At 64.4% G+C, this 17,064-nt stretch carries 15 protein-coding genes; 8 read left to right on the forward strand and 7 right to left on the reverse strand.

Annotated elements, in window-relative coordinates; translation table 11 throughout:
• Window positions 1-7: 7 nt before the first annotated feature.
• From nosZ to NAO55_RS08275, 5 genes are all read right to left on the reverse strand, one after another.
• Window positions 8-1,921 (reverse strand): TAT-dependent nitrous-oxide reductase, encoded by a 1,914-nt coding sequence (nosZ, locus tag NAO55_RS08255; RefSeq protein WP_041016029.1) that lies wholly within the window; start codon window positions 1,919-1,921, stop codon window positions 8-10.
• A 67-nt stretch (window positions 1,922-1,988) separates the two neighbouring features.
• Window positions 1,989-4,166, reverse strand: a complete 2,178-nt coding sequence (gene nosR / locus NAO55_RS08260; RefSeq protein WP_102838630.1) for a transcriptional regulator NosR — start codon at window positions 4,164-4,166, stop codon at window positions 1,989-1,991.
• A gap of 261 nt (window positions 4,167-4,427) precedes the next feature.
• Window positions 4,428-5,678, reverse strand: a complete 1,251-nt coding sequence (locus NAO55_RS08265; RefSeq protein WP_102838631.1) for an acyl-CoA dehydrogenase family protein — start codon at window positions 5,676-5,678, stop codon at window positions 4,428-4,430.
• A 168-nt stretch (window positions 5,679-5,846) separates the two neighbouring features.
• On the reverse strand, window positions 5,847-6,287 hold the full coding sequence (locus NAO55_RS08270; RefSeq protein ID WP_063542029.1) for a CopD family copper resistance protein: 441 nt from the start codon (window positions 6,285-6,287) through the stop codon (window positions 5,847-5,849).
• A gap of 70 nt (window positions 6,288-6,357) precedes the next feature.
• Window positions 6,358-6,711: a hypothetical protein gene (locus NAO55_RS08275; RefSeq protein WP_102838632.1), complete on the reverse strand. Its 354-nt coding sequence runs from the start codon at window positions 6,709-6,711 to the stop codon at window positions 6,358-6,360.
• A 216-nt stretch (window positions 6,712-6,927) separates the two neighbouring features.
• Here NAO55_RS08275 and NAO55_RS08280 point away from each other — a divergent pair, with 216 nt between their 5' ends.
• On the forward strand, window positions 6,928-7,347 hold the full coding sequence (locus NAO55_RS08280) for a DUF488 domain-containing protein (RefSeq protein WP_102838633.1): 420 nt from the start codon (window positions 6,928-6,930) through the stop codon (window positions 7,345-7,347).
• On the opposite strand, the gene NAO55_RS08285 is transcribed toward NAO55_RS08280, so the two are convergent.
• A complete protein-coding gene (locus NAO55_RS08285; protein ID WP_197932486.1) occupies window positions 7,331-8,329 on the reverse strand; it encodes a TRAP transporter substrate-binding protein in 999 nt (332 codons plus the stop codon). The genes NAO55_RS08280 and NAO55_RS08285 overlap by 17 nt on opposite strands.
• A gap of 477 nt (window positions 8,330-8,806) precedes the next feature.
• Between NAO55_RS08285 and NAO55_RS08290 the strand changes: the two genes are divergently transcribed.
• Window positions 8,807-9,742: an NAD(P)/FAD-dependent oxidoreductase gene (locus NAO55_RS08290; RefSeq protein ID WP_102839649.1), complete on the forward strand. Its 936-nt coding sequence runs from the start codon at window positions 8,807-8,809 to the stop codon at window positions 9,740-9,742.
• 127 nt (window positions 9,743-9,869) lie between these two features.
• Window positions 9,870-11,246, forward strand: a complete 1,377-nt coding sequence (locus tag NAO55_RS08295; protein WP_102838635.1) for an L-serine ammonia-lyase — start codon at window positions 9,870-9,872, stop codon at window positions 11,244-11,246.
• 26 nt (window positions 11,247-11,272) lie between these two features.
• Here the strand turns inward: NAO55_RS08295 and NAO55_RS08300 are convergent, their stop codons facing one another.
• The gene (locus tag NAO55_RS08300) at window positions 11,273-12,832 is read right to left on the reverse strand and encodes a sigma-54-dependent transcriptional regulator (protein WP_102838636.1); all 1,560 of its coding nucleotides are present in this window, start codon (window positions 12,830-12,832) and stop codon (window positions 11,273-11,275) included.
• A gap of 245 nt (window positions 12,833-13,077) precedes the next feature.
• Between NAO55_RS08300 and phhA the strand changes: the two genes are divergently transcribed.
• The 5 genes from phhA (at window position 13,078) to cynS (ending at window position 17,051) form a co-directional block, all read left to right on the forward strand.
• On the forward strand, window positions 13,078-13,863 hold the full coding sequence (gene phhA, locus NAO55_RS08305; RefSeq protein ID WP_063542015.1) for a phenylalanine 4-monooxygenase: 786 nt from the start codon (window positions 13,078-13,080) through the stop codon (window positions 13,861-13,863).
• Between the two features lie 139 nt (window positions 13,864-14,002).
• Complete coding sequence (locus NAO55_RS08310; protein ID WP_011914586.1) at window positions 14,003-14,359, forward strand: 4a-hydroxytetrahydrobiopterin dehydratase; 357 nt, start codon at window positions 14,003-14,005, stop codon at window positions 14,357-14,359.
• Window positions 14,359-15,555 (forward strand): amino acid aminotransferase, encoded by a 1,197-nt coding sequence (locus NAO55_RS08315; protein ID WP_102838637.1) that lies wholly within the window; start codon window positions 14,359-14,361, stop codon window positions 15,553-15,555. The genes NAO55_RS08310 and NAO55_RS08315 overlap by 1 nt, the downstream gene beginning before the upstream one ends.
• 201 nt (window positions 15,556-15,756) lie before the next feature.
• A complete protein-coding gene (locus NAO55_RS08320) occupies window positions 15,757-16,518 on the forward strand; it encodes a phytanoyl-CoA dioxygenase family protein (protein ID WP_102838638.1) in 762 nt (253 codons plus the stop codon).
• Window positions 16,519-16,601: 83 nt separating this feature from the next.
• Window positions 16,602-17,051: a cyanase gene (cynS, locus tag NAO55_RS08325; RefSeq protein ID WP_102838639.1), complete on the forward strand. Its 450-nt coding sequence runs from the start codon at window positions 16,602-16,604 to the stop codon at window positions 17,049-17,051.
• The last annotated feature ends 13 nt before the right edge of the window (window positions 17,052-17,064 follow it).

Here is a 17,064-nt window from a genome sequence, read left to right on the forward strand (position 1 = left end):
GAGCAGCTTAAGCGGGCTCGACCATCATGCGGCCGACCATTTCCATGTGCAGCGCGTGGCAGAACCAGCTGCAGTAGTACCAGTGCAGCCCTGGCTTGTCTGCAATAAAGGTGATGGAAGAGGTCTGCTGCGGGCTGATCTCCATGCTCGCACCGTGATTGACCATGACGAAGCCGTGGGACACGTCTTCGATCTGGTCGATGTTGGTGATGGTCACGGTGACTTCGTCGCCCTGCTTGACGGTGAACTCCTGCACGCCGAACGCCGGCGCCATGGACGTCATGTAGACGCGCACCTTGTTGCCGTCGCGGATGACCTTGTTGTCGGTTTCCAGGTTGATGCCATCCTTCTTCGCCCTTTCCACGGTCGGCGCGAAGAACGGATCGTTGCGGTCCCAGAGCTTCTTCGGCTTGATCTGGTCGCGACGGGCCATGATGCAGTCGTGCGGCTCGGCATAGGTCGGGCCGTCATGTACCAGCTTCATTTCCTCGCCAGAGATGTCGATCAGCTGGTCGTTTTCCGGGTGCAGCGGGCCGGTCGGCAGGAAGCGGTCCTTGCCGAACTTGCACAGCGCGACCAGCCACTTGCCATCGGCTTCGCTGGTTTCGCAGAGCGAGGCATGGATGTGGCCCGGCTGGTAGTGCACGTCGAGCTTCTGCTTGATGTAGTTGACCTTCTCGCCCTTGTAGGCGCGAACCGCATCGGCCATGTTCCACTTGACCACTTGGCTGTCGATGAACACGGTGGTGTAGGCGTTGCCGCGACCGTCGAAGGTGGTGTGCAGCGGGCCGAGGCCCAGTTCCACTTCGGCGGCGATGGTGTCACGCGGATCGGCCAGTTTGTCGGCGAACAGGTCAGGCAGTTTGGCGATTTCGATCATCGACACGGTCGGCGAGAGCTTGCCGTTGGCGATGAAGTACTTGCCATCGGACGAGGTGTTCAGGCCGTGCGGGTTCTTCGGCACCGGGATATAGCGGGTGAACTGGCTGTCCTTCTCGGCCTTCTTGCGGCCGTCGAGCACCGGCACCTTGGAGTCGCCAAGGGTGATGAACTTGCCGGCCTTGACCGCCTTCTCCGCCGCCTCAATATCGAATACCACGACCCAGTCGCGCTCGTTGCGCATCATGCCGCCGAGGTCGTAGGCCTTTTCCGAGTTGTAGCAGGTGGCAGCGGTGAAGCGGCCGGTGTAGTCGGCGTCGGTGTTGTCGAGGTTGCCGTCGACGATGATCTGGAAGGCCATCTCCATCTTTTCGGCGTCGATGACGTTGTACATGGTGTAGCTGTTTTCATCCTGCAGATCGAAGACCTTGCCGTCGTTCGGGTGCGGGATGACGAATTCGGCGTTGGCGAACACGTACTTGGTGTGCGGCACCTTCTGCAGACGCAGGCCGTGGATGGCCTGGCAGTTCGGCACGGTGATCATCTTGTCGCACTTCATGATATCCAGGCGGATACGAGCGACGCGGGTGTTGGCCTTGTCGTTGATGAACAGGTACTTGCCGTCGTACTTGCCGTCGGTCATGGAGATGTGCGGGTGGTGGCAGTCGCCGTTGAGGAACTTGGCGCTGTCGCCCATGATCGCGCGGCTTTCGTTGGTCAGGCCCCAGCCGGTGGCGGAGTCGACGTTGAACACCGGGATGCGCATCAGTTCGCGCATCGACGGGACGCCCATCACGCGCACTTCGCCCTGGTGGCCGCCGCTCCAGAAGCCGTAGTAGTCGTCCAGTTCGCCTGGCGCGACGTGGATGTTCTGCCGCGCTTCCTTGACCGCTGCGGCCCAGGACTCGCGGCTCATCACCGCGCCACCGAAGGCTGTGGCCGCAACGGCCGCGCCGGTAACCGCGCTGGCGCCGAGGAAGCCACGACGGCTCATGCCGCCCTTCTCCAGCACCTCAGGATTGTTCTTGCTCTTGTCACTCATGGGGTTTCGCTCCTTTGGGACATCTGCTTCAAACACATCGATCGAGCACCTCGCCTGCGGCGACGGCTCAGGGTTCCACCACTTGCACTACGGGAATCAGCGACGGGTCGGCCGGTGCCTTCTTGCCGCGCTTGGCGCGCTTGTTCTTCAGAATCAGCGGCGGGCACTTGTTTTCGTTGTGGTAGGTCATCTGGCAGTCCAGGCAGTAATGGCACTCGTTGTGGTTGATGTGCCCATCCGGGTGGATGGCCTGGATCTCGCATTCCTTGGCGCACAGCTGGCAGGGGCTGCCGCATTCGGGGCGCCGCTTGAGCCAGTCGAACAGGCGCACCTTGCTGCTGATCGACAGCGCCGCCCCCAGCGGGCAGACGTAGCGGCAGTACACCTTGCGGGTGAAGATGTTGATGACCAGCAGGAACACCGCGTAGGCGACGAACCACCACTGGCGGTCGAACTTGAGGGTGATGGCGGTCTTGAACGGCTCCACCTCGGCGGCCTTCTCGGCCATCATCATCGACTCGAGGGAGATGCCGAACAGCACCAGCAGGACGATGTACTTGATCGCCCAGAGCCGCTCGTGCACCGCGAAGGGCAGCTCGTACTGCGGAATCTTCAGCTTGCGTGCGGCTTCGTTGATCAGCTCCTGCAGCGCGCCGAAGGGGCACAGCCAGCCGCAGAACACGCCACGGCCCCAGAGCAGGATGCTGGCGGCGGTGAAGGTCCAGATGATGAAGATCACCGGATCGGAGAGGAACAGCTCCCAGCGGAAATCCTGGAACAGCGCGTGGACGAAGGTCAGCACGTTGACCACCGACAGCTGCCCCAGCGCGTACCAACCGATGAACACCACGGTGAACACCAGGTAGCCGCGACGCAGCCAGTGCAGGAACCGCGGCCGCTGAGTGAACTTGTCCTGCAGGAACAGGATGACCGTCAGCAGGCCCAGCGCCGCGAGGATCACGCCAATCTGGAATGACTTCTGGTACCAGATGTTGACCCACATCGGCCGGTTGGCCTCTTCGATGGCGGCCAGCTCCTCGGCGGTCGGCTGCGGACGCTCGATGTACTGCTCGGGCATCTGGTAGGGCAGCTCGAAGCTGGTGAACATGCCGCTGATCGGGCCGGTCTGGCGGCGCACCAGCAGCTCCAGCGTCCAGGGTGAACCGGGATCGAACGCCGCATGCTCGCGGACGATGAAGATCGCCATTTCCCTGAAGTCGGGCATGCCTTCGGCATAGACGTCGTCCAGCCGCTGGAAGTCCATGTCGCGGAAGCTGATGACATTGCCGAACTGGCGCAACTGGACCCGATCGAAAATGCCGCCGCGCACATAGCCCGAGCCCTTGAACGAGTACTCACCGCTGCCCATCACCGCGATGGCGTGCTCGCCTGGCTTGAGCTCGTCCATCAGCGTGCGGTAGTGCGCATCGCCGAGCAGCGCGCGGCCGATGGTCGGTGGGTTCAGATGCGTGGCGTAGAGGTCGATGAAGGTGTCCTGCACCTCATCTGCCGCCGCCTCGTCGATGCCTTCGCCCTCGGTGCCCTTGAACGCCTCGTCGATCTCGCCCTTGGTCAGGTGCAGCCGGCGGATCGCGCCGTTGCCGGTCAGGTCGTTCCAGGTCGCCTGTTCGTAGTAATCCGCGCGGACGGTGGCCGGCTTCTGCGCGACGCCGGCGTTGCTCTCCACCAGCCCCAGCGACACCGCGACGTCATGCGCCGCGCGCATGACGATCTCGTTGACCACCATCACCGTGACGGTGGCACCAGTGACCGCATCGATGGTGACCGCATTCTCGTCCCGCGAACGGCCGACAACCACGCGCTGGTCAACGTGGATACCCTGGTACTTGGCATTGAAGGCGTGCAGCTCTTCTTCGGGGATGCCGATCAGCAGGATCGGTTCATGGTGCTCGAGCACGTAGGCATCGACGATCACGCCCTGAGGGTCGAGCAGCACCTGCATGTTGATGGGTTTGCCGGAATAGGCGGGGATGTCCACCACGTTGATGGACTGGAAGGCATAGCCAAGGATCTCGTCGCCCTTGGTGATCGTGCGGACCTGGTAGTCGCCCTCGGCTGCAGAGACGCTTGCGCCGGGGAAGAACTTGTCGAGACGCTGCTGCTCGGCTTCGTATTCCCTGGCCTGTAGCGGCAACGCGCAGAGGCTCAGGATCAGCAGAATGAAAAAGCCCTTGACCCAGGTACTGAACGTACCGGCCAGCGACCAGATTTCACGGGAAGCCATCGAATTACCTGCTTGTACGGTTGGCGTAAGCGGATGGTAGGTGAGCGTCTACATCCCTCCCCTTGATTGCAATCAAGGACTCCCCCGGCGACTGTTTTCGTTGTCCCATGTCAAAGAACACCATGACCGTGAACAAAGACGTTGTTATGACTAGCCTAGGCCAGTAGGAGAGAGACGCAAGCTAGCGCGCCAGGACGGAGCATACACGAGAAGGGAGATAGGCCGCGCGCAGTGGCGTCGCGCGGCCAGCAGCAATCACGATCAGTGACGACCAGGCGGGGTGAGATAAGCCGCCGTGGCACCGCGGCTGGCTTCACTGGCCTTGATTTCCATCTTCGCAATGCTGCGCAGATGCACCTGATCCGGGCCGTCGGCAAAGCGCAGGGCGCGGCCACCGGTCCACATGTCGGCCAGCGGCGTGTCCGGCGTCAGGCCCATGGCGCCGTAGACCTGGATCGCGCGGTCGACCACGTTGATGTGCATGCGCGGCACCAGCGCCTTGATCATCGAGATTTCCTTGCGCGCCGCCTTGGCGCCGACCTCGTCGATCATCCAGGCAGTCTTGAGCACCAGCAGTCGCGCCTGCTCGATCTCGATACGCGACTCGGCGATCCAGTCGGCGACATTGGAATACTGCTGCAGGTACTTGCCGAACGCCTTGCGCTCCTGGCAGCGCTCGACCATCAGTTCCAGCGCCAGCTCGGCCATGCCGATCGAGCGCATGCAGTGGTGAATGCGCCCTGGCCCCAGGCGCGCCTGCGCCATCATGAAGCCGTCGCCCTCCCTACCCAACAGGTTGCTCGCCGGCACCCGCACATTGCGCAGCAGGAGTTCGCTGTGACCTTCCGGGGCGATGTGGTTCATCACCGGGATGTTACGCACCAGCTCGACACCGGGTGTGTCGAACGGCACCAGGATCATGCTCTGCTGCTGATGGGTCTCGGCGTTCGGGTCGGTCTTGCCCATCACGATCAGGAGCTTGCAGTTGGGATGCGAGGCATTGGTGATGAACCACTTGCGGCCGTTGATCACGTAGTCGTCGCCGTCGCGACGGATCAGCGTCTGGATGTTGGTAGCGTCGGAAGACGGCACGTCCGGTTCGGTCATGGCGAAGGCCGAGCGGATCTCGCCTTCGAGCAACGGCGTGAGCCAGCGCTGACGCTGCTCGGGCGTGGCGAACATGTGCAGCAGCTCCATGTTGCCGGTATCCGGCGCGTTGCAGTTGAACACCTCGGAGGCCCAGTGCACGCGCCCCATGATCTCCGCCAGCGGCGCGTACTCGAGATTGCTCAGGCCCATCCCCGGCTCATCCTCGCCGAGCGACGGCAGGAACAGGTTCCACAGCCCTTCCGTACGCGCCAGCGCCTTGAGATCGTCCATGAAGGAGACGGGATACTGTCCGGCCGCTACCTCGGCATGCCAGGCGCCTATTCGCGGCACGATGTACTGGTCCATGAAGGCGCGCAGTTGCTGACGCAGCGCCTCGACACGTGGGCTGTAGGCAAAATCCATGGGCAACCTCTGCTGATCGGGAAACGATGCAGCCACCTTAGTTCCCGCAGCCGCTAAAGCAACGAGGCTGCGATGACTGAATCAGGCCCGATAAACATGCAACGAAGCCTCAATAGAATTGACCGTGGTCATCACCGCAACCGACGAAACTGGGTATGCAGCGCAGCCTCACCAATGCACGTAGAACATGCCCTTGGCCAACAGCACGATGCCGATCATCTGCACAAAGATGGCCCAGTGGATCGCCCGATAGCGGGCCGGCGTCATGCGCCCCTTGCGCAGCAGGATGGCGACCAGGCCGAAGGTGAAGAACACGCCGATCGCCAGCACAATCTTCAGCATCAGCAAGGTGGCGAAGCTGCTGGCCAGCGGGTCGGCCAGCGCTTCGCGGTGATACCAGCCCAGGCCGATGCCCGCGCCGTAGACGAACAGCACGACCCAGTGCAGCACCACCCGCGAACGCGCACCGACGGCGCGCTCGACCAGCGGCATCGTCTGCTCGCCGATCTGCTCGCGGATACGGCCGAGAATCATCACTTCAAAGAACAGCGTACCGATGAAGAAGATCGCGGCCAGCAGGTGCACCACGTGCAGAACGGAATAACTCATCTGTGCCTCCTCTGGCGATGTCAGCCCCGATCATCCCGCAAACAGCGCGCCACGCACTACCCGCCGGCGATCATTCTGCCGAGGCGGTGATCCGACTGCCGTCGCGCTCGATATGCAGTCCGCGCAGGAAGCGGTCATCGGAGGTACGGATGCGGGCGACGCTGCCGTCCTCACGCCGGACCACATAGCGCGTTTGCTCCAGCCCCGCCGCCTGCTGTGCGCCCTGCCCCAGCAGGTAACCGACGCCGCCGCCAACCAGCGCACCGATCGGGCCGCCCGCCGCCGCCCCGAGCATGAAACCGCTGAGCCCACCGAAACCACCACCAACGGCACGGTCCTGATGCACTTCGAGAATCTCGTCCGCCCTGACCAGGCTGCTGCCCAGAACTACCACGGTCGCCACCACTACCATTACCTTTTTCATGTCACGCTCCTGTCGGATATAGGTTTTGCCACCCCATCTTCTCTACACGAAGCGTGCCGACATTTAATGCCTATAAAATCAAAGAGATAAAGCGTTTCGGGTATTTTTAACCCGAAAGATTTAGGTCCTAACAACCTACACAAGAGTTTTTTATACCCTGAGCAATCCGTATTTTTTACCTATGCTTGACGGATCAGGCTGCGGAGACCCTTCCCGATGATTCGCTGCAGACGCGTATATGAGCCAGCAAGCGAGACCGATGGCCAACGTGTGCTGGTCGACCGGCTTTGGCCCAGGGGCTGTCGCAAGGACAGCCTGGCGCTGGCGGCATGGCTGCCAGACGTCGCGCCTTCGACCGCGCTACGCCAGGCTTTCAAGGGCGGCACGCTCGACTATGCGGAGTTCCGTCGGCGTTACCAGAAGGAGCTGGCAGCCCGCCCCGAGCACTGGTGGCCGCTGCTGGAGATGGCCGAACGCGGCCCATTGACGCTGCTCTACGCCGCACGAGACGAACAGCAGAACAATGCCCAGGTGTTGGCCGAATGGCTGGAGGATGAAATGCAGCGGCTGGGGCGCCCCAGCTCGCCGGCCTGCCTGGCCGGGGAGCTGGGCGGAACGATCAACGACGACGGTTGACCGTCATGGCGGCGCGGATCAGGTCGGCACCGATATCCGCTTCGTAGGACTTCCACACCGGCAACATCTGCTCGCGCCAGGCCTGACGCTCGTCCGGCGTCAGGGTGATCAGCTGGCTGCTGCCGCTGGCAAGGATCCGGTCGCGATCACGGCGATTGACCGCAGCAGCCTCGCGGTTCACCGCCTGGGTCACCTCGAGAATGATCCCCTCCAGCTCCGAACGCACGGCGAACGGCATGCTCAGCCAGAACTCGTTGTTGGTGATCAGCATGTAGTCGAGCACGCCATGGTTGCTCTCGGTGATATAGGGCTGAACACTGTGCATGTTCTGGCTGAGGATGTTCGACCAGGGGTTCTCCGCGCCCTGCACGACACCGCCCTTGAGCGACTCATAGACTTTGGCGAAAGGCAGCACGACGGACTGGGCACCAACCGCGGCGAACTGCGCCTCCAGCACCGGCGACGGCTGAATACGAAACTTCAGCCCTGCGGCATCGCTCGGCTTGCGCAGAGGTACGGTAGCCGATAGCTGCTTCAAGCCGTTGTTCCAATAGGCAAGCCCGTACACCCCGTGCTCGGCCATCGAGTGCAGCAACTGGCGTGCGGCTTCACGCTTCTGGAAGCGCTGCAGTGCCTCGGCGTCATCGAACAGGAACGGCAGGTCGAACACCTGCAGTTTCTTGGTGTACGGCGCGAACTTGGACATCGACGGCGCCAGCAGCTGCACCTTGTTGTCGAACAGCGCTTGCATCTCTTCGGCGTCCCCGACCAGGGTCGAGTTCGGATAGACCTCGACCTTGATCTTGCCCGCCATGCGCTCCTCGACCAACTGCTTGAGCAGCAGCGCCCCTTTGCCCTTCGGCGTGTCGTCCGCTACCACGTGGGCGAACTTGATGACAATCGGACCCTCTTCGGCGGCCATCGCCGGCGCGGCCGTTAGGAACAACGCCGCACCCAGTGCAGCCAAGCAAGACCTGAACATGTAACCCCCAAATGCAAGTGCCCGGCCGGCGCCTCGTGAGCACCGCCGGGTCGTACCATGATGTGTTCGGGACACAAAGCGGTGCGCGTGCACCAGCCCCATCGAGCGGAGGGGCAGCTCATTCCGGGCGCTGTTCGCCGGCGGCTGCCTTTATTGGAATCGGCTGCATGGCAAACGCCCTCTGTCGCCTGCGGCAGCGATGCGAAGTGTTCGGCATCCGCCAGAGCGCTACAAGCACGACGCCATCATGCGAGGTCCTTTTGCCAACTGTTTCACGCTAGATCGCTACGGGAGGTCGTCGTTTCGCAGCCATATCGCACCGCACCACGCAAGCAACTGACACGATCGGCGCTGGTTTTGTCGGATCTGCCCTCACTGCATTTCAGCCGTTGCCGTGGCCGGCCATCGATTCCGGCGAACTTCACGACCTGGTTGCTCTTCATAACAGACATGTCCCAGACCTCGACGCCCTTTGCCATGACCAGCACACCCCCCGCGCCCACTGCCGTCGGCTACGACTGCCTGATCGTCGGCGGCGGCCCTGCCGGACTGACCGCCGCGCTGTACCTGGCGCGTTTTCGCCGCAGCTGCCTGGTGGTGGATGCCGGTTCGAGCCGGGCGTCCTGGATCCCACGCTCGCGCAACTATCCGGGCTTTCCGCCGGGTATCTCCGGCAACGACCTGCTGGCCAGACTGCGTGAACAGGCCAGCGGTTATGGTGCACGGCTCGAACATGGCCGCGTCGAACATATCGAACCCGGTGCCGAGGGTTTCAGTGTTCGCTTCGGCGCGACCACCTGCACGGCACGGCGCATCATTCTTGCCACCGGTATCGAAGACACCTTGCCGGACATGCCGGGCGCCGAAGACGCCATCGCCGATGGCAAGCTGAGGCTCTGTGCGATATGCGATGGCTACGAAGTGGATGGCGATAACGTCGCGGTCTACGGCGAAGCGGAGAATGCCATTTCCCATGCGGTCTTCCTGCGCACCTTCACCGACCGGGTCACCGTGGTCGTGCATGGCGAGCAGGATGCCTGTGACCAGGCCATCGCGCTCGCCGAGCACTACGCCATCCAGGTGATCGGCGACCGCGTCGAATCGCTGCATCCCTGCGAAACCGGTATCGAGCTGCTGACCTGCCGCGGCGAGCGACATCACTTCGACATCATCTATCCCAGCCTGGGCGCCCGCTTTCGCTCCGAGCTCGCCATCCAGCTCGGCATCGACTGCGACGAATGCGGCGCCCTGCAGGTAGACGCGCACCTGCAGACCTCGCTGCGCGGCCTCTACGCGATCGGCGACGTGACGCCGGGGCTGAAGCAGATCAGTGTCGCCATCGGCCAGGCTGCCCAGGCCGCGACCGCCGTGCACAACAGCCTGGAGGCCAACCCCTGGGGCGGCTCGCGGTGAGCGGCGCAACGGTCATCGCCAGCGGGCACAAACGCCTGCCGATGAGCAGCGAGCCAGACCGATCGCGATCAACCTTGTTGACCGCGGAACGGTCTAGGCTGATACAAGCCCTGCCTCGGAGCACCCCATGTCCCTCAGCGTCTTCGACCTGTTCAAGATCGGCATCGGCCCGTCCAGCTCGCACACCGTCGGCCCCATGCGCGCCGCATGGCGCTTCGCCGACGGGTTGCAGCGCGACGAACTGCTGGCCGCCACTGCCAGCCTCAGGGTCGAGCTGTACGGCTCGCTCGGCGCTACCGGCAAGGGCCACGGCAGTGACAGGGCCGTGCTGCTCGGACTGGAGGGCGAGCAGCCCGAATCGGTGGATACCGACAGCATCCCGGCCCGCCTCGCGACGATCCGCGAGCGTGGCGAACTGCAGCTGCTCGGCCGGCATCCTATTCCCTTCGACAGCAAGGCTCAGCTCGCCTTCATTCGCAGGCCGCTGCCGTTCCATCCCAACGGCATGGTGTTCCGCGCCTTCGACGCCGCCGGTCTGCAGCTGCGCAGCCGCGAGTACTACTCGGTGGGCGGCGGCTTCGTCGTCGACGAGCAGGCCGCCGGCAGCGACCGCATCGTCGAGGATGCCACCGCGCTGGCGTACCCCTTTCACAGCGCGGCTGAACTGCTCGATCACTGTGCCGCGCAAGACATGAGCATCAGCCAGCTGATGCTGGCCAACGAAGCCGCCTGGCGGCCGGAAGCAGAGACCCGCGACGGACTGCTGCGCATCTGGCAGGTCATGCAGGATTGCGTCGATGCCGGTTGCCGCACCGAAGGCGTGATGCCCGGCGGGCTCAAGGTGCGCCGCCGCGCTGCCGGGCTTTACCGCCAGCTCAGCGAGCATCCCGAGGCCAACCTGCGCGACGCGCTCAATGTCCTCGACTGGGTCGACCTCTATGCGCTGGCGGTCAACGAAGAGAATGCCAGCGGCGGCCGCGTGGTCACCGCGCCGACCAATGGCGCGGCAGGCATCATTCCGGCGCTGCTGCATTACTACATGCGCTTCGTCCCGGGCGCAGACGAGGACGGCGTGGTGCGCTTCCTGCTCACCGCCGCTGCGATCGGAATCCTCTACAAGGAGAACGCCTCGATTTCCGGGGCCGAAGTCGGCTGCCAGGGCGAGGTGGGCGTGGCCTGCTCCATGGGCGCCGGCGCGCTGTGCGAAGTGCTCGGCGGCACCCCGCAGCAGGTCGAGAACGCCGCCGAGATCGGCATGGAGCACAACCTCGGGCTGACCTGCGATCCGATCGGCGGGCTGGTCCAGGTGCCCTGCATCGAGCGCAACGCCATGGGCGCGGTGAAGGCGATCAACGCGGCGCGCATGGCCTTGCGTGGTGATGGTCGGCACTTCGTCTCGCTGGACAAGGTGATCCGCACCATGCGCCAGACCGGCGCCGATATGAAAAGCAAATACAAGGAAACCGCTCGCGGCGGATTGGCGGTAAACATCATCGAGTGCTGAACCGGAGCGCTCCTCCCGGCCTGCGCTCAGTTTTCCGTCTTGCCCACGCCATGCTCGCGCAGCTTGTTGGCGATGGTGGTATGCGACACGCCAAGGCGCTTGCCCAGCTGACGGCTGCTAGGAAACTGCTTGTACAGCCCTTCCAGCACGGCCTTCTCGAAGCGCCCGACGATGCTGGCCAGATCGCCCTCCAGCGAGAAATCACCCAATGGCTGCGCCGCACCGTAGCCCGGCAGACGGATGTGCTCGGACTTGATGATGCCGCCCTCGCACAGCGAAACCGCCTGGAACAGGGTGTTCTCCAGCTGTCGCACGTTGCCCGGCCAGTGATAACCGGCCAGGCGCTCCAGCGCCTGCGGCGAGAGCGCCGGCAGCGCACAGCCGATCTGCCGACTGGCCTGATCGATGAAGTGCAGCGCCAGCGGCTGCAGTCCGTCCAGACAATCGCGCAGCGGCGGAATGTGCAGCGACAACACGTTGAGCCGGTGATAGAGATCCTGGCGAAATTCACCCTTGGCGCAGAGTTCGGACAGATCGACCTGCGTCGCGCAGATCACCCGCACATCCAGATAGACCTCCTCATCGCTGCCGACCCGACGGAAGCCGCCGTCCTGCAGGAAGCGCAGCAGCTTGGCCTGCAGCCGCGGGCTCATCTCGCCGACGCCATCGAGAAACAGCGTGCCGCCGGCGGTCAGCTCCAGCAGGCCGAGCTTGCCTTCCGGCCGCGCGCCTTCGAAGGCGCCGGGGCCGTAACCGAACAGCTCGGTCTCGGCCATCGACTCCGGCAGGCCGGCGCAGTTGAGCGCCATGAAGGGTGACTGGCCACGCGGGCTCGACAGGTGACAGGCGCGCGCCAAGAGTTCCTTGCCGGTGCCGGTCTCGCCCTCGATCAGCAGCGGCGCATCCAGCGGTGCCATGCGCCGCGCCTCGCGCACCACCGCGGCCATCACTTTCGAGCTCTGGAAGATGCTGTCGAAGCCGCGCAGCTCCTGCTTGCGCACCTGGTAGATGCGCTCGCCGACCCGGTCGGCGCGGTGCAGGGTCAGCACCGCGCCGGCCAGTGCCTCGCTGTCGTCGTGTTCGGATTGCAGCGGGGCGATGTCGGCGAGGAACACATCGCCCTTGATCTTCACCCGCAGCCCGTTGATCCGCGCCTTGTTGGCGCGCACCAGTTCGGGCAGGTCGAAGTCCTCGGCGTAGCGCGACAGGCTCATGCCCGGGACCTCGTCGACGCGCACGCCGAGCAGCTGCGCAGCGGCACGATTGGCGGCAACGATGGCACCGCTCATGTCGATGGAGAGGACGGGGAATTCCAGCGCGCCGAGCAGTGCATTGAGTTCCAGGGAATGCCGCTCGCTGGGCATCAGGCTGACCTTGCGCAGCTCGAACACGCCGGGCAGCGCCTCGATCTTCGGCCGCAGCGCCTGCAACTGCAGGTTCATCAGGTTGGGGCAGTGCAGGTAGACGGCATTGCCCTGCTCGCCGCCCACCTCGCCGCGGGCCACGTTGATGCCGTAATCCACCAGCAGGTTGAGCATGTCGCGCAGAATGCCGACGCGGTTCTGGCAGAGAATCTTGATACGCATGGCGGAGCCCTGTTGTCTTGTTGTGGGGCCGGCGCTGCAGTGCAGCGCAAATTATCGTCAAGATTATTTGACAGTTTGCTCGATTGGCAACGCCGCCGATCCGGCTGCCGACCTACCTGTCATGGATTTCTTACAGCGCAACACCGTGCACATGCGACATTGCGCCACAGCGCCTCTCCCCCGCGGCACGCCTTCGCGTTCGAATGAGGGCAACAACAAGATGCCCAAGCGGCCCAGGAGAAGCGATGAAGACCACCCACTACGTAGCCCGCGAACCGGACGCGCAGGGGCATATTCATTACCCCGACGCCGAGCACGCGGTGTGGCAGACGCTGGTCGAGCGTCAGCTGAAACTGCTCGACGGGCGCGCCTGCGACGAGTACCTCGACGGCCTCGAGCAGCTCGCCCTGCCCCACGAGCGCATTCCGCAGCTCGGCGAGATCAACCGCGTGCTGGCCGCCACCACGGGATGGCAGGTGGAGCGCGTGCCGGCGCTGATCCCCTTCCAACGCTTTTTCGAACTGCTGGCGAGCAAGCGTTTTCCCGTCGCGACCTTTATCCGCACCCCGGAAGAGCTGGACTACCTGCAGGAGCCGGACATCTTCCACGAGATCTTCGGTCACTGCCCGCTGCTGACCAACCCCTGGTTCGCCGAATTCACCCACACCTACGGCCAGCTCGGCCTCGAGGCCAGCAAGGAGGAGCGGGTGTTCCTTGCCCGCCTGTACTGGATGACCGTCGAGTTCGGCCTGGTGGATACGCCCGCAGGCCGGCGCATCTATGGCGGCGGCATCCTTTCCTCGCCGAAGGAAACGCTCTACAGCCTGTCCGCCGAACCCGAGCACCAGCCGTTCGACCCGCTGGAGGCGATGCGCACGCCCTATCGCATCGACATCCTGCAGCCGCTGTACTTCGTCCTGCCGGACCTCAAGCAACTGTTCGACCTCGCCCAGCAGGACATCATGGCAATGGTGCGCGAGGCCATGCGCATGGGCCTGCACCAGCCGAAGTTTCCGCCGAAGGCGGCATGATTCGGCCCTGAGTGATGCTCGTGGTGGGCTAAAGCCCACCCTACGGGCGCCATCTGTTCTGTAGGGTGGGCTTCAGCCCACCACTTGCCTAAGCTTCAACCTTCGAACGACTTCAATCATCAAGAAAGGGACCTACACCATGACCGCCCTCGCCCAAGCCCAATGCGAAGCCTGCCGCGCCGATGCACCCAAGGTGTCCGATGAAGAACTGGCCGAGCTGATCCGCGAAATCCCCGACTGGAACATCGAAGTGCGCGGCGACCACATGGAGCTGGAACGTGTCTTCCTGTTCCGCAACTTCCGCCACGCCCTGGCCTTTACCAACGCAGTCGGCGCCATCGCCGAGGAAGTCGGCCACCATCCCGCCCTGCTCACCGAGTGGGGCAAGGTCACCGTCACCTGGTGGAGCCACGAGATGCGCGGCCTGCACCGCAACGACTTCATCATGGCCGCCCGCACCGACCAGCTCGCCGCCAGCGCGGAGGGCCGCAAGTAATGCGCTTCGGCCAGATTCCCCGCGTGCCCGGCGACCCGATCCTCGGCCTGATGGACCTGTATCGCGCCGACACCAACCCGGCCAAGCTCGACCTCGGCGTCGGCGTCTACAAGGACGCCCAGGGCCTGACGCCGATCCCGCGCGCGGTGAAGCTGGCCGAGCAGCGCCTGCTGGACAGTGAGCAGACCAAGAGCTACATCGGCGGCCACGGCGACGCCCAGTTCGGTGCCCTCTTGCTGCGTCAGGTGCTCGGCAGCCGCGCCATTGCCCTCGGCGAGCAACGTGCCGGCTGCACCCAGGCGCCGGGCGGCACCGGCGCGCTGCGTCTGGCCGGTGAGTTCATCGCCAAGTGCCTGCCAGGGCGCAGCATCTGGCTGAGCGATCCCACCTGGCCGATTCACGAAACCCTGTTCGCCGCCGCCGGCCTGCGCGTGCAGCACTACCCCTACGTCCGCGCCGACAACCACCTCGATGTCGACGGCATGCTCGCCACGCTGCAACAGGTGCCGCCTGGTGACGTGGTGCTGCTGCACGCCTGCTGCCACAACCCCACCGGCTTCGACCTGAATCACGACGACTGGCTGCGGGTGCTGGACGTGGTGCGTGCGCGCGAGCTGCTGCCACTGTTCGACTTCGCCTACCAGGGCTTCGGCGACGGACTGGAAGAGGACGCCTGGGCCGTACGGCTGTTCGCCGAGACGCTGCCGGAAATGCTCATCACTAGTTCCTGCTCGAAGAACTTCGGCCTCTACCGCGAGCGTACCGGCGCGCTGATCGCCGTCACCAGCGATGCCGAGCGCCTGCTCGACGTGCGCAGCCAGCTCGCGTCGCTGGCCCGCAACCTCTGGTCGACGCCACCGGCCCACGGCGCCGCGGTGGTGGCGACGATCCTGGCCGATGAGCCGCTGCGGCAGATCTGGCAGGACGAGGTGGAGAGCATGCGCAGACGCATCGCCAGCCTGCGGCAGGGGCTGGTCGAGGCGCTGACGCCCTATGGGCTGGCCGAGCGCTTCTCCCACATCGCTCATCAGCGGGGGATGTTCTCCTATACCGGCCTGACCGCCGAGCAAGTACGCCGGCTGCGCGCCGAAGATTCGGTGTATCTGGTGGAAAGTGGCCGCGCCAACGTCGCCGGGCTGGATGCCGAGCGCCTGGACGATCTGGCCAGGGCCATTGCACGGGTGGTGCAGGGCTGAACGATGTGAAGGTGCGCGCCGGTGACGCCGCTTCTGGCGACGCCGCCGGGTGCGCCGGAGCGAGAGAGCAGTGGCGCGGCTCGTGACCACGCGACTGGCTGCCGCAGCAGCGCCGGCACAGTATCGCCGCAAGCTTTCAACCGGCTTTCAACGGGCGTTCGCGCTGACTATGCTGAGCGAAAGTCATCCGCCAGCGCCGCTATGCCTGAATCCAGCGACCTTCAGCAACAGCTCGCCGCCCTGCATCAGCAGGGCTTCGTGCTGTTGCCTGCCGTACTCGATCCCGCGGGCATCGCGGCGCTGCGCGAAGCCATCGATGGCCTCGAACCCATCCACTGGGATTACCAGGGGCTGGTCGACGACCACTACAAGTGCGTCTTCAATCGCTCGCCGTTCTGGCTGCGCTTTCTCGATCTGCTCGGGGTGATCGAACTGGCCGAGGCGGTGCTCGGCACGGACTGCCACATCATCGGCCAGACCGCCTGGCGCAGCCGCCCGGGCTTTATCGGCGGCGAGCTGCATGCCGACTACCTGGCCATGGAGCTGCCGGAAAGCCTGCTCGCCGACCCCACCTTCGAGCTGCCGATGCAGGTCTGCACCGCACACCTGTATCTGGACGACATCGACGCCGACCTCTGCCCGACGCTGGTGATCCCCGGCAGCCACCGCGCCGGACGCAAACCGCAGCCGGGCGAAACCCAGTGGCACGGCCGCGCGGCCGTGCCGGTGCTGTGCAAGGCCGGCGACGTGCTGCTGTTTCGCAGCGACCTCTGGCACGCCGGCAGCCGCAACCGCAGCGCCGTGCGCAGCCGCTACCTGCTGCAGATCCACTATGGTCGGCGCATGGTGGCGCAGAAGTTCTCGCCCTACCTGCACTTCCGTTTCAATCCCGAGGTGCTGGCTGCCGCCACGCCGCGCCAGCGCCGCCTGCTCGGTGAGCACGAGGCGGCCGAATACGACTGAACCCCTGGCACCGAACCTGCATCGACCGAGGCCCGCCGCGCCCGCGCGGCCATTGACTCGCATTCGCCAGATGAGGATTCGCCATGATCAGCAGTCGTGAACAGGTCACCCAGATGATCGTCGCCGCCAAGGTACGCAAGGGCCTGAAATGGGTGCATGTCGCCGAAAGCATCGGCATGTCCAAGGAGTGGACCACTGCCGGTTGCCTCGGCCAGATGGCCTTCGACAAGGCTCAGGCCGAAACCCTGGGGCAGCTCTTCGAGCTCTCCGACGAAGCCGTCGCCTGGCTGCAGATCGCCCCCTACAAGGGCTCGCTGCCCACCGCGGTGCCGACCGACCCGCTGATCTACCGCTGGTACGAACTGGTCAACGTCTACGGCACCACCATCAAGGAGCTGATCCACGAGGAATTCGGTGACGGCATCATGAGCGCCATCGACTTCTCCATGGATATCCAGCGCCAGAGCGACCCCAAGGGCGACCGCGTCAATGTGGTGCTGTCCGGCAAGTTCCTGCCCTACAAGAGCTACTGAGGGATCAGCGGGT

Source organism: Stutzerimonas frequens (genome assembly GCF_024448335.1).
GTDB lineage: Bacteria > Pseudomonadota > Gammaproteobacteria > Pseudomonadales > Pseudomonadaceae > Stutzerimonas > Stutzerimonas frequens.

What these genes read in the sequence shown, in the direction of transcription:
- nosZ (WP_041016029.1), bottom strand. Translation starts at nt 1,921, where the DNA reads ATGAGTGACAAGAGCAAGAACAATCCTGAGGTGCTGGAGAAGGGCGGC.
- nosR (WP_102838630.1), bottom strand. Translation starts at nt 4,166, where the DNA reads ATGGCTTCCCGTGAAATCTGGTCGCTGGCCGGTACGTTCAGTACCTGG.
- NAO55_RS08265 (WP_102838631.1), bottom strand. Translation starts at nt 5,678, where the DNA reads ATGGATTTTGCCTACAGCCCACGTGTCGAGGCGCTGCGTCAGCAACTG.
- NAO55_RS08270 (WP_063542029.1), bottom strand. Translation starts at nt 6,287, where the DNA reads ATGAGTTATTCCGTTCTGCACGTGGTGCACCTGCTGGCCGCGATCTTC.
- NAO55_RS08275 (WP_102838632.1), bottom strand. Translation starts at nt 6,711, where the DNA reads ATGAAAAAGGTAATGGTAGTGGTGGCGACCGTGGTAGTTCTGGGCAGC.
- NAO55_RS08280 (WP_102838633.1), top strand. Translation starts at nt 6,928, where the DNA reads ATGATTCGCTGCAGACGCGTATATGAGCCAGCAAGCGAGACCGATGGC.
- NAO55_RS08285 (WP_197932486.1), bottom strand. Translation starts at nt 8,329, where the DNA reads ATGTTCAGGTCTTGCTTGGCTGCACTGGGTGCGGCGTTGTTCCTAACG.
- NAO55_RS08290 (WP_102839649.1), top strand. Translation starts at nt 8,807, where the DNA reads ATGACCAGCACACCCCCCGCGCCCACTGCCGTCGGCTACGACTGCCTG.
- NAO55_RS08295 (WP_102838635.1), top strand. Translation starts at nt 9,870, where the DNA reads ATGTCCCTCAGCGTCTTCGACCTGTTCAAGATCGGCATCGGCCCGTCC.
- NAO55_RS08300 (WP_102838636.1), bottom strand. Translation starts at nt 12,832, where the DNA reads ATGCGTATCAAGATTCTCTGCCAGAACCGCGTCGGCATTCTGCGCGAC.
- phhA (WP_063542015.1), top strand. Translation starts at nt 13,078, where the DNA reads ATGAAGACCACCCACTACGTAGCCCGCGAACCGGACGCGCAGGGGCAT.
- NAO55_RS08310 (WP_011914586.1), top strand. Translation starts at nt 14,003, where the DNA reads ATGACCGCCCTCGCCCAAGCCCAATGCGAAGCCTGCCGCGCCGATGCA.
- NAO55_RS08315 (WP_102838637.1), top strand. Translation starts at nt 14,359, where the DNA reads ATGCGCTTCGGCCAGATTCCCCGCGTGCCCGGCGACCCGATCCTCGGC.
- NAO55_RS08320 (WP_102838638.1), top strand. Translation starts at nt 15,757, where the DNA reads ATGCCTGAATCCAGCGACCTTCAGCAACAGCTCGCCGCCCTGCATCAG.
- cynS (WP_102838639.1), top strand. Translation starts at nt 16,602, where the DNA reads ATGATCAGCAGTCGTGAACAGGTCACCCAGATGATCGTCGCCGCCAAG.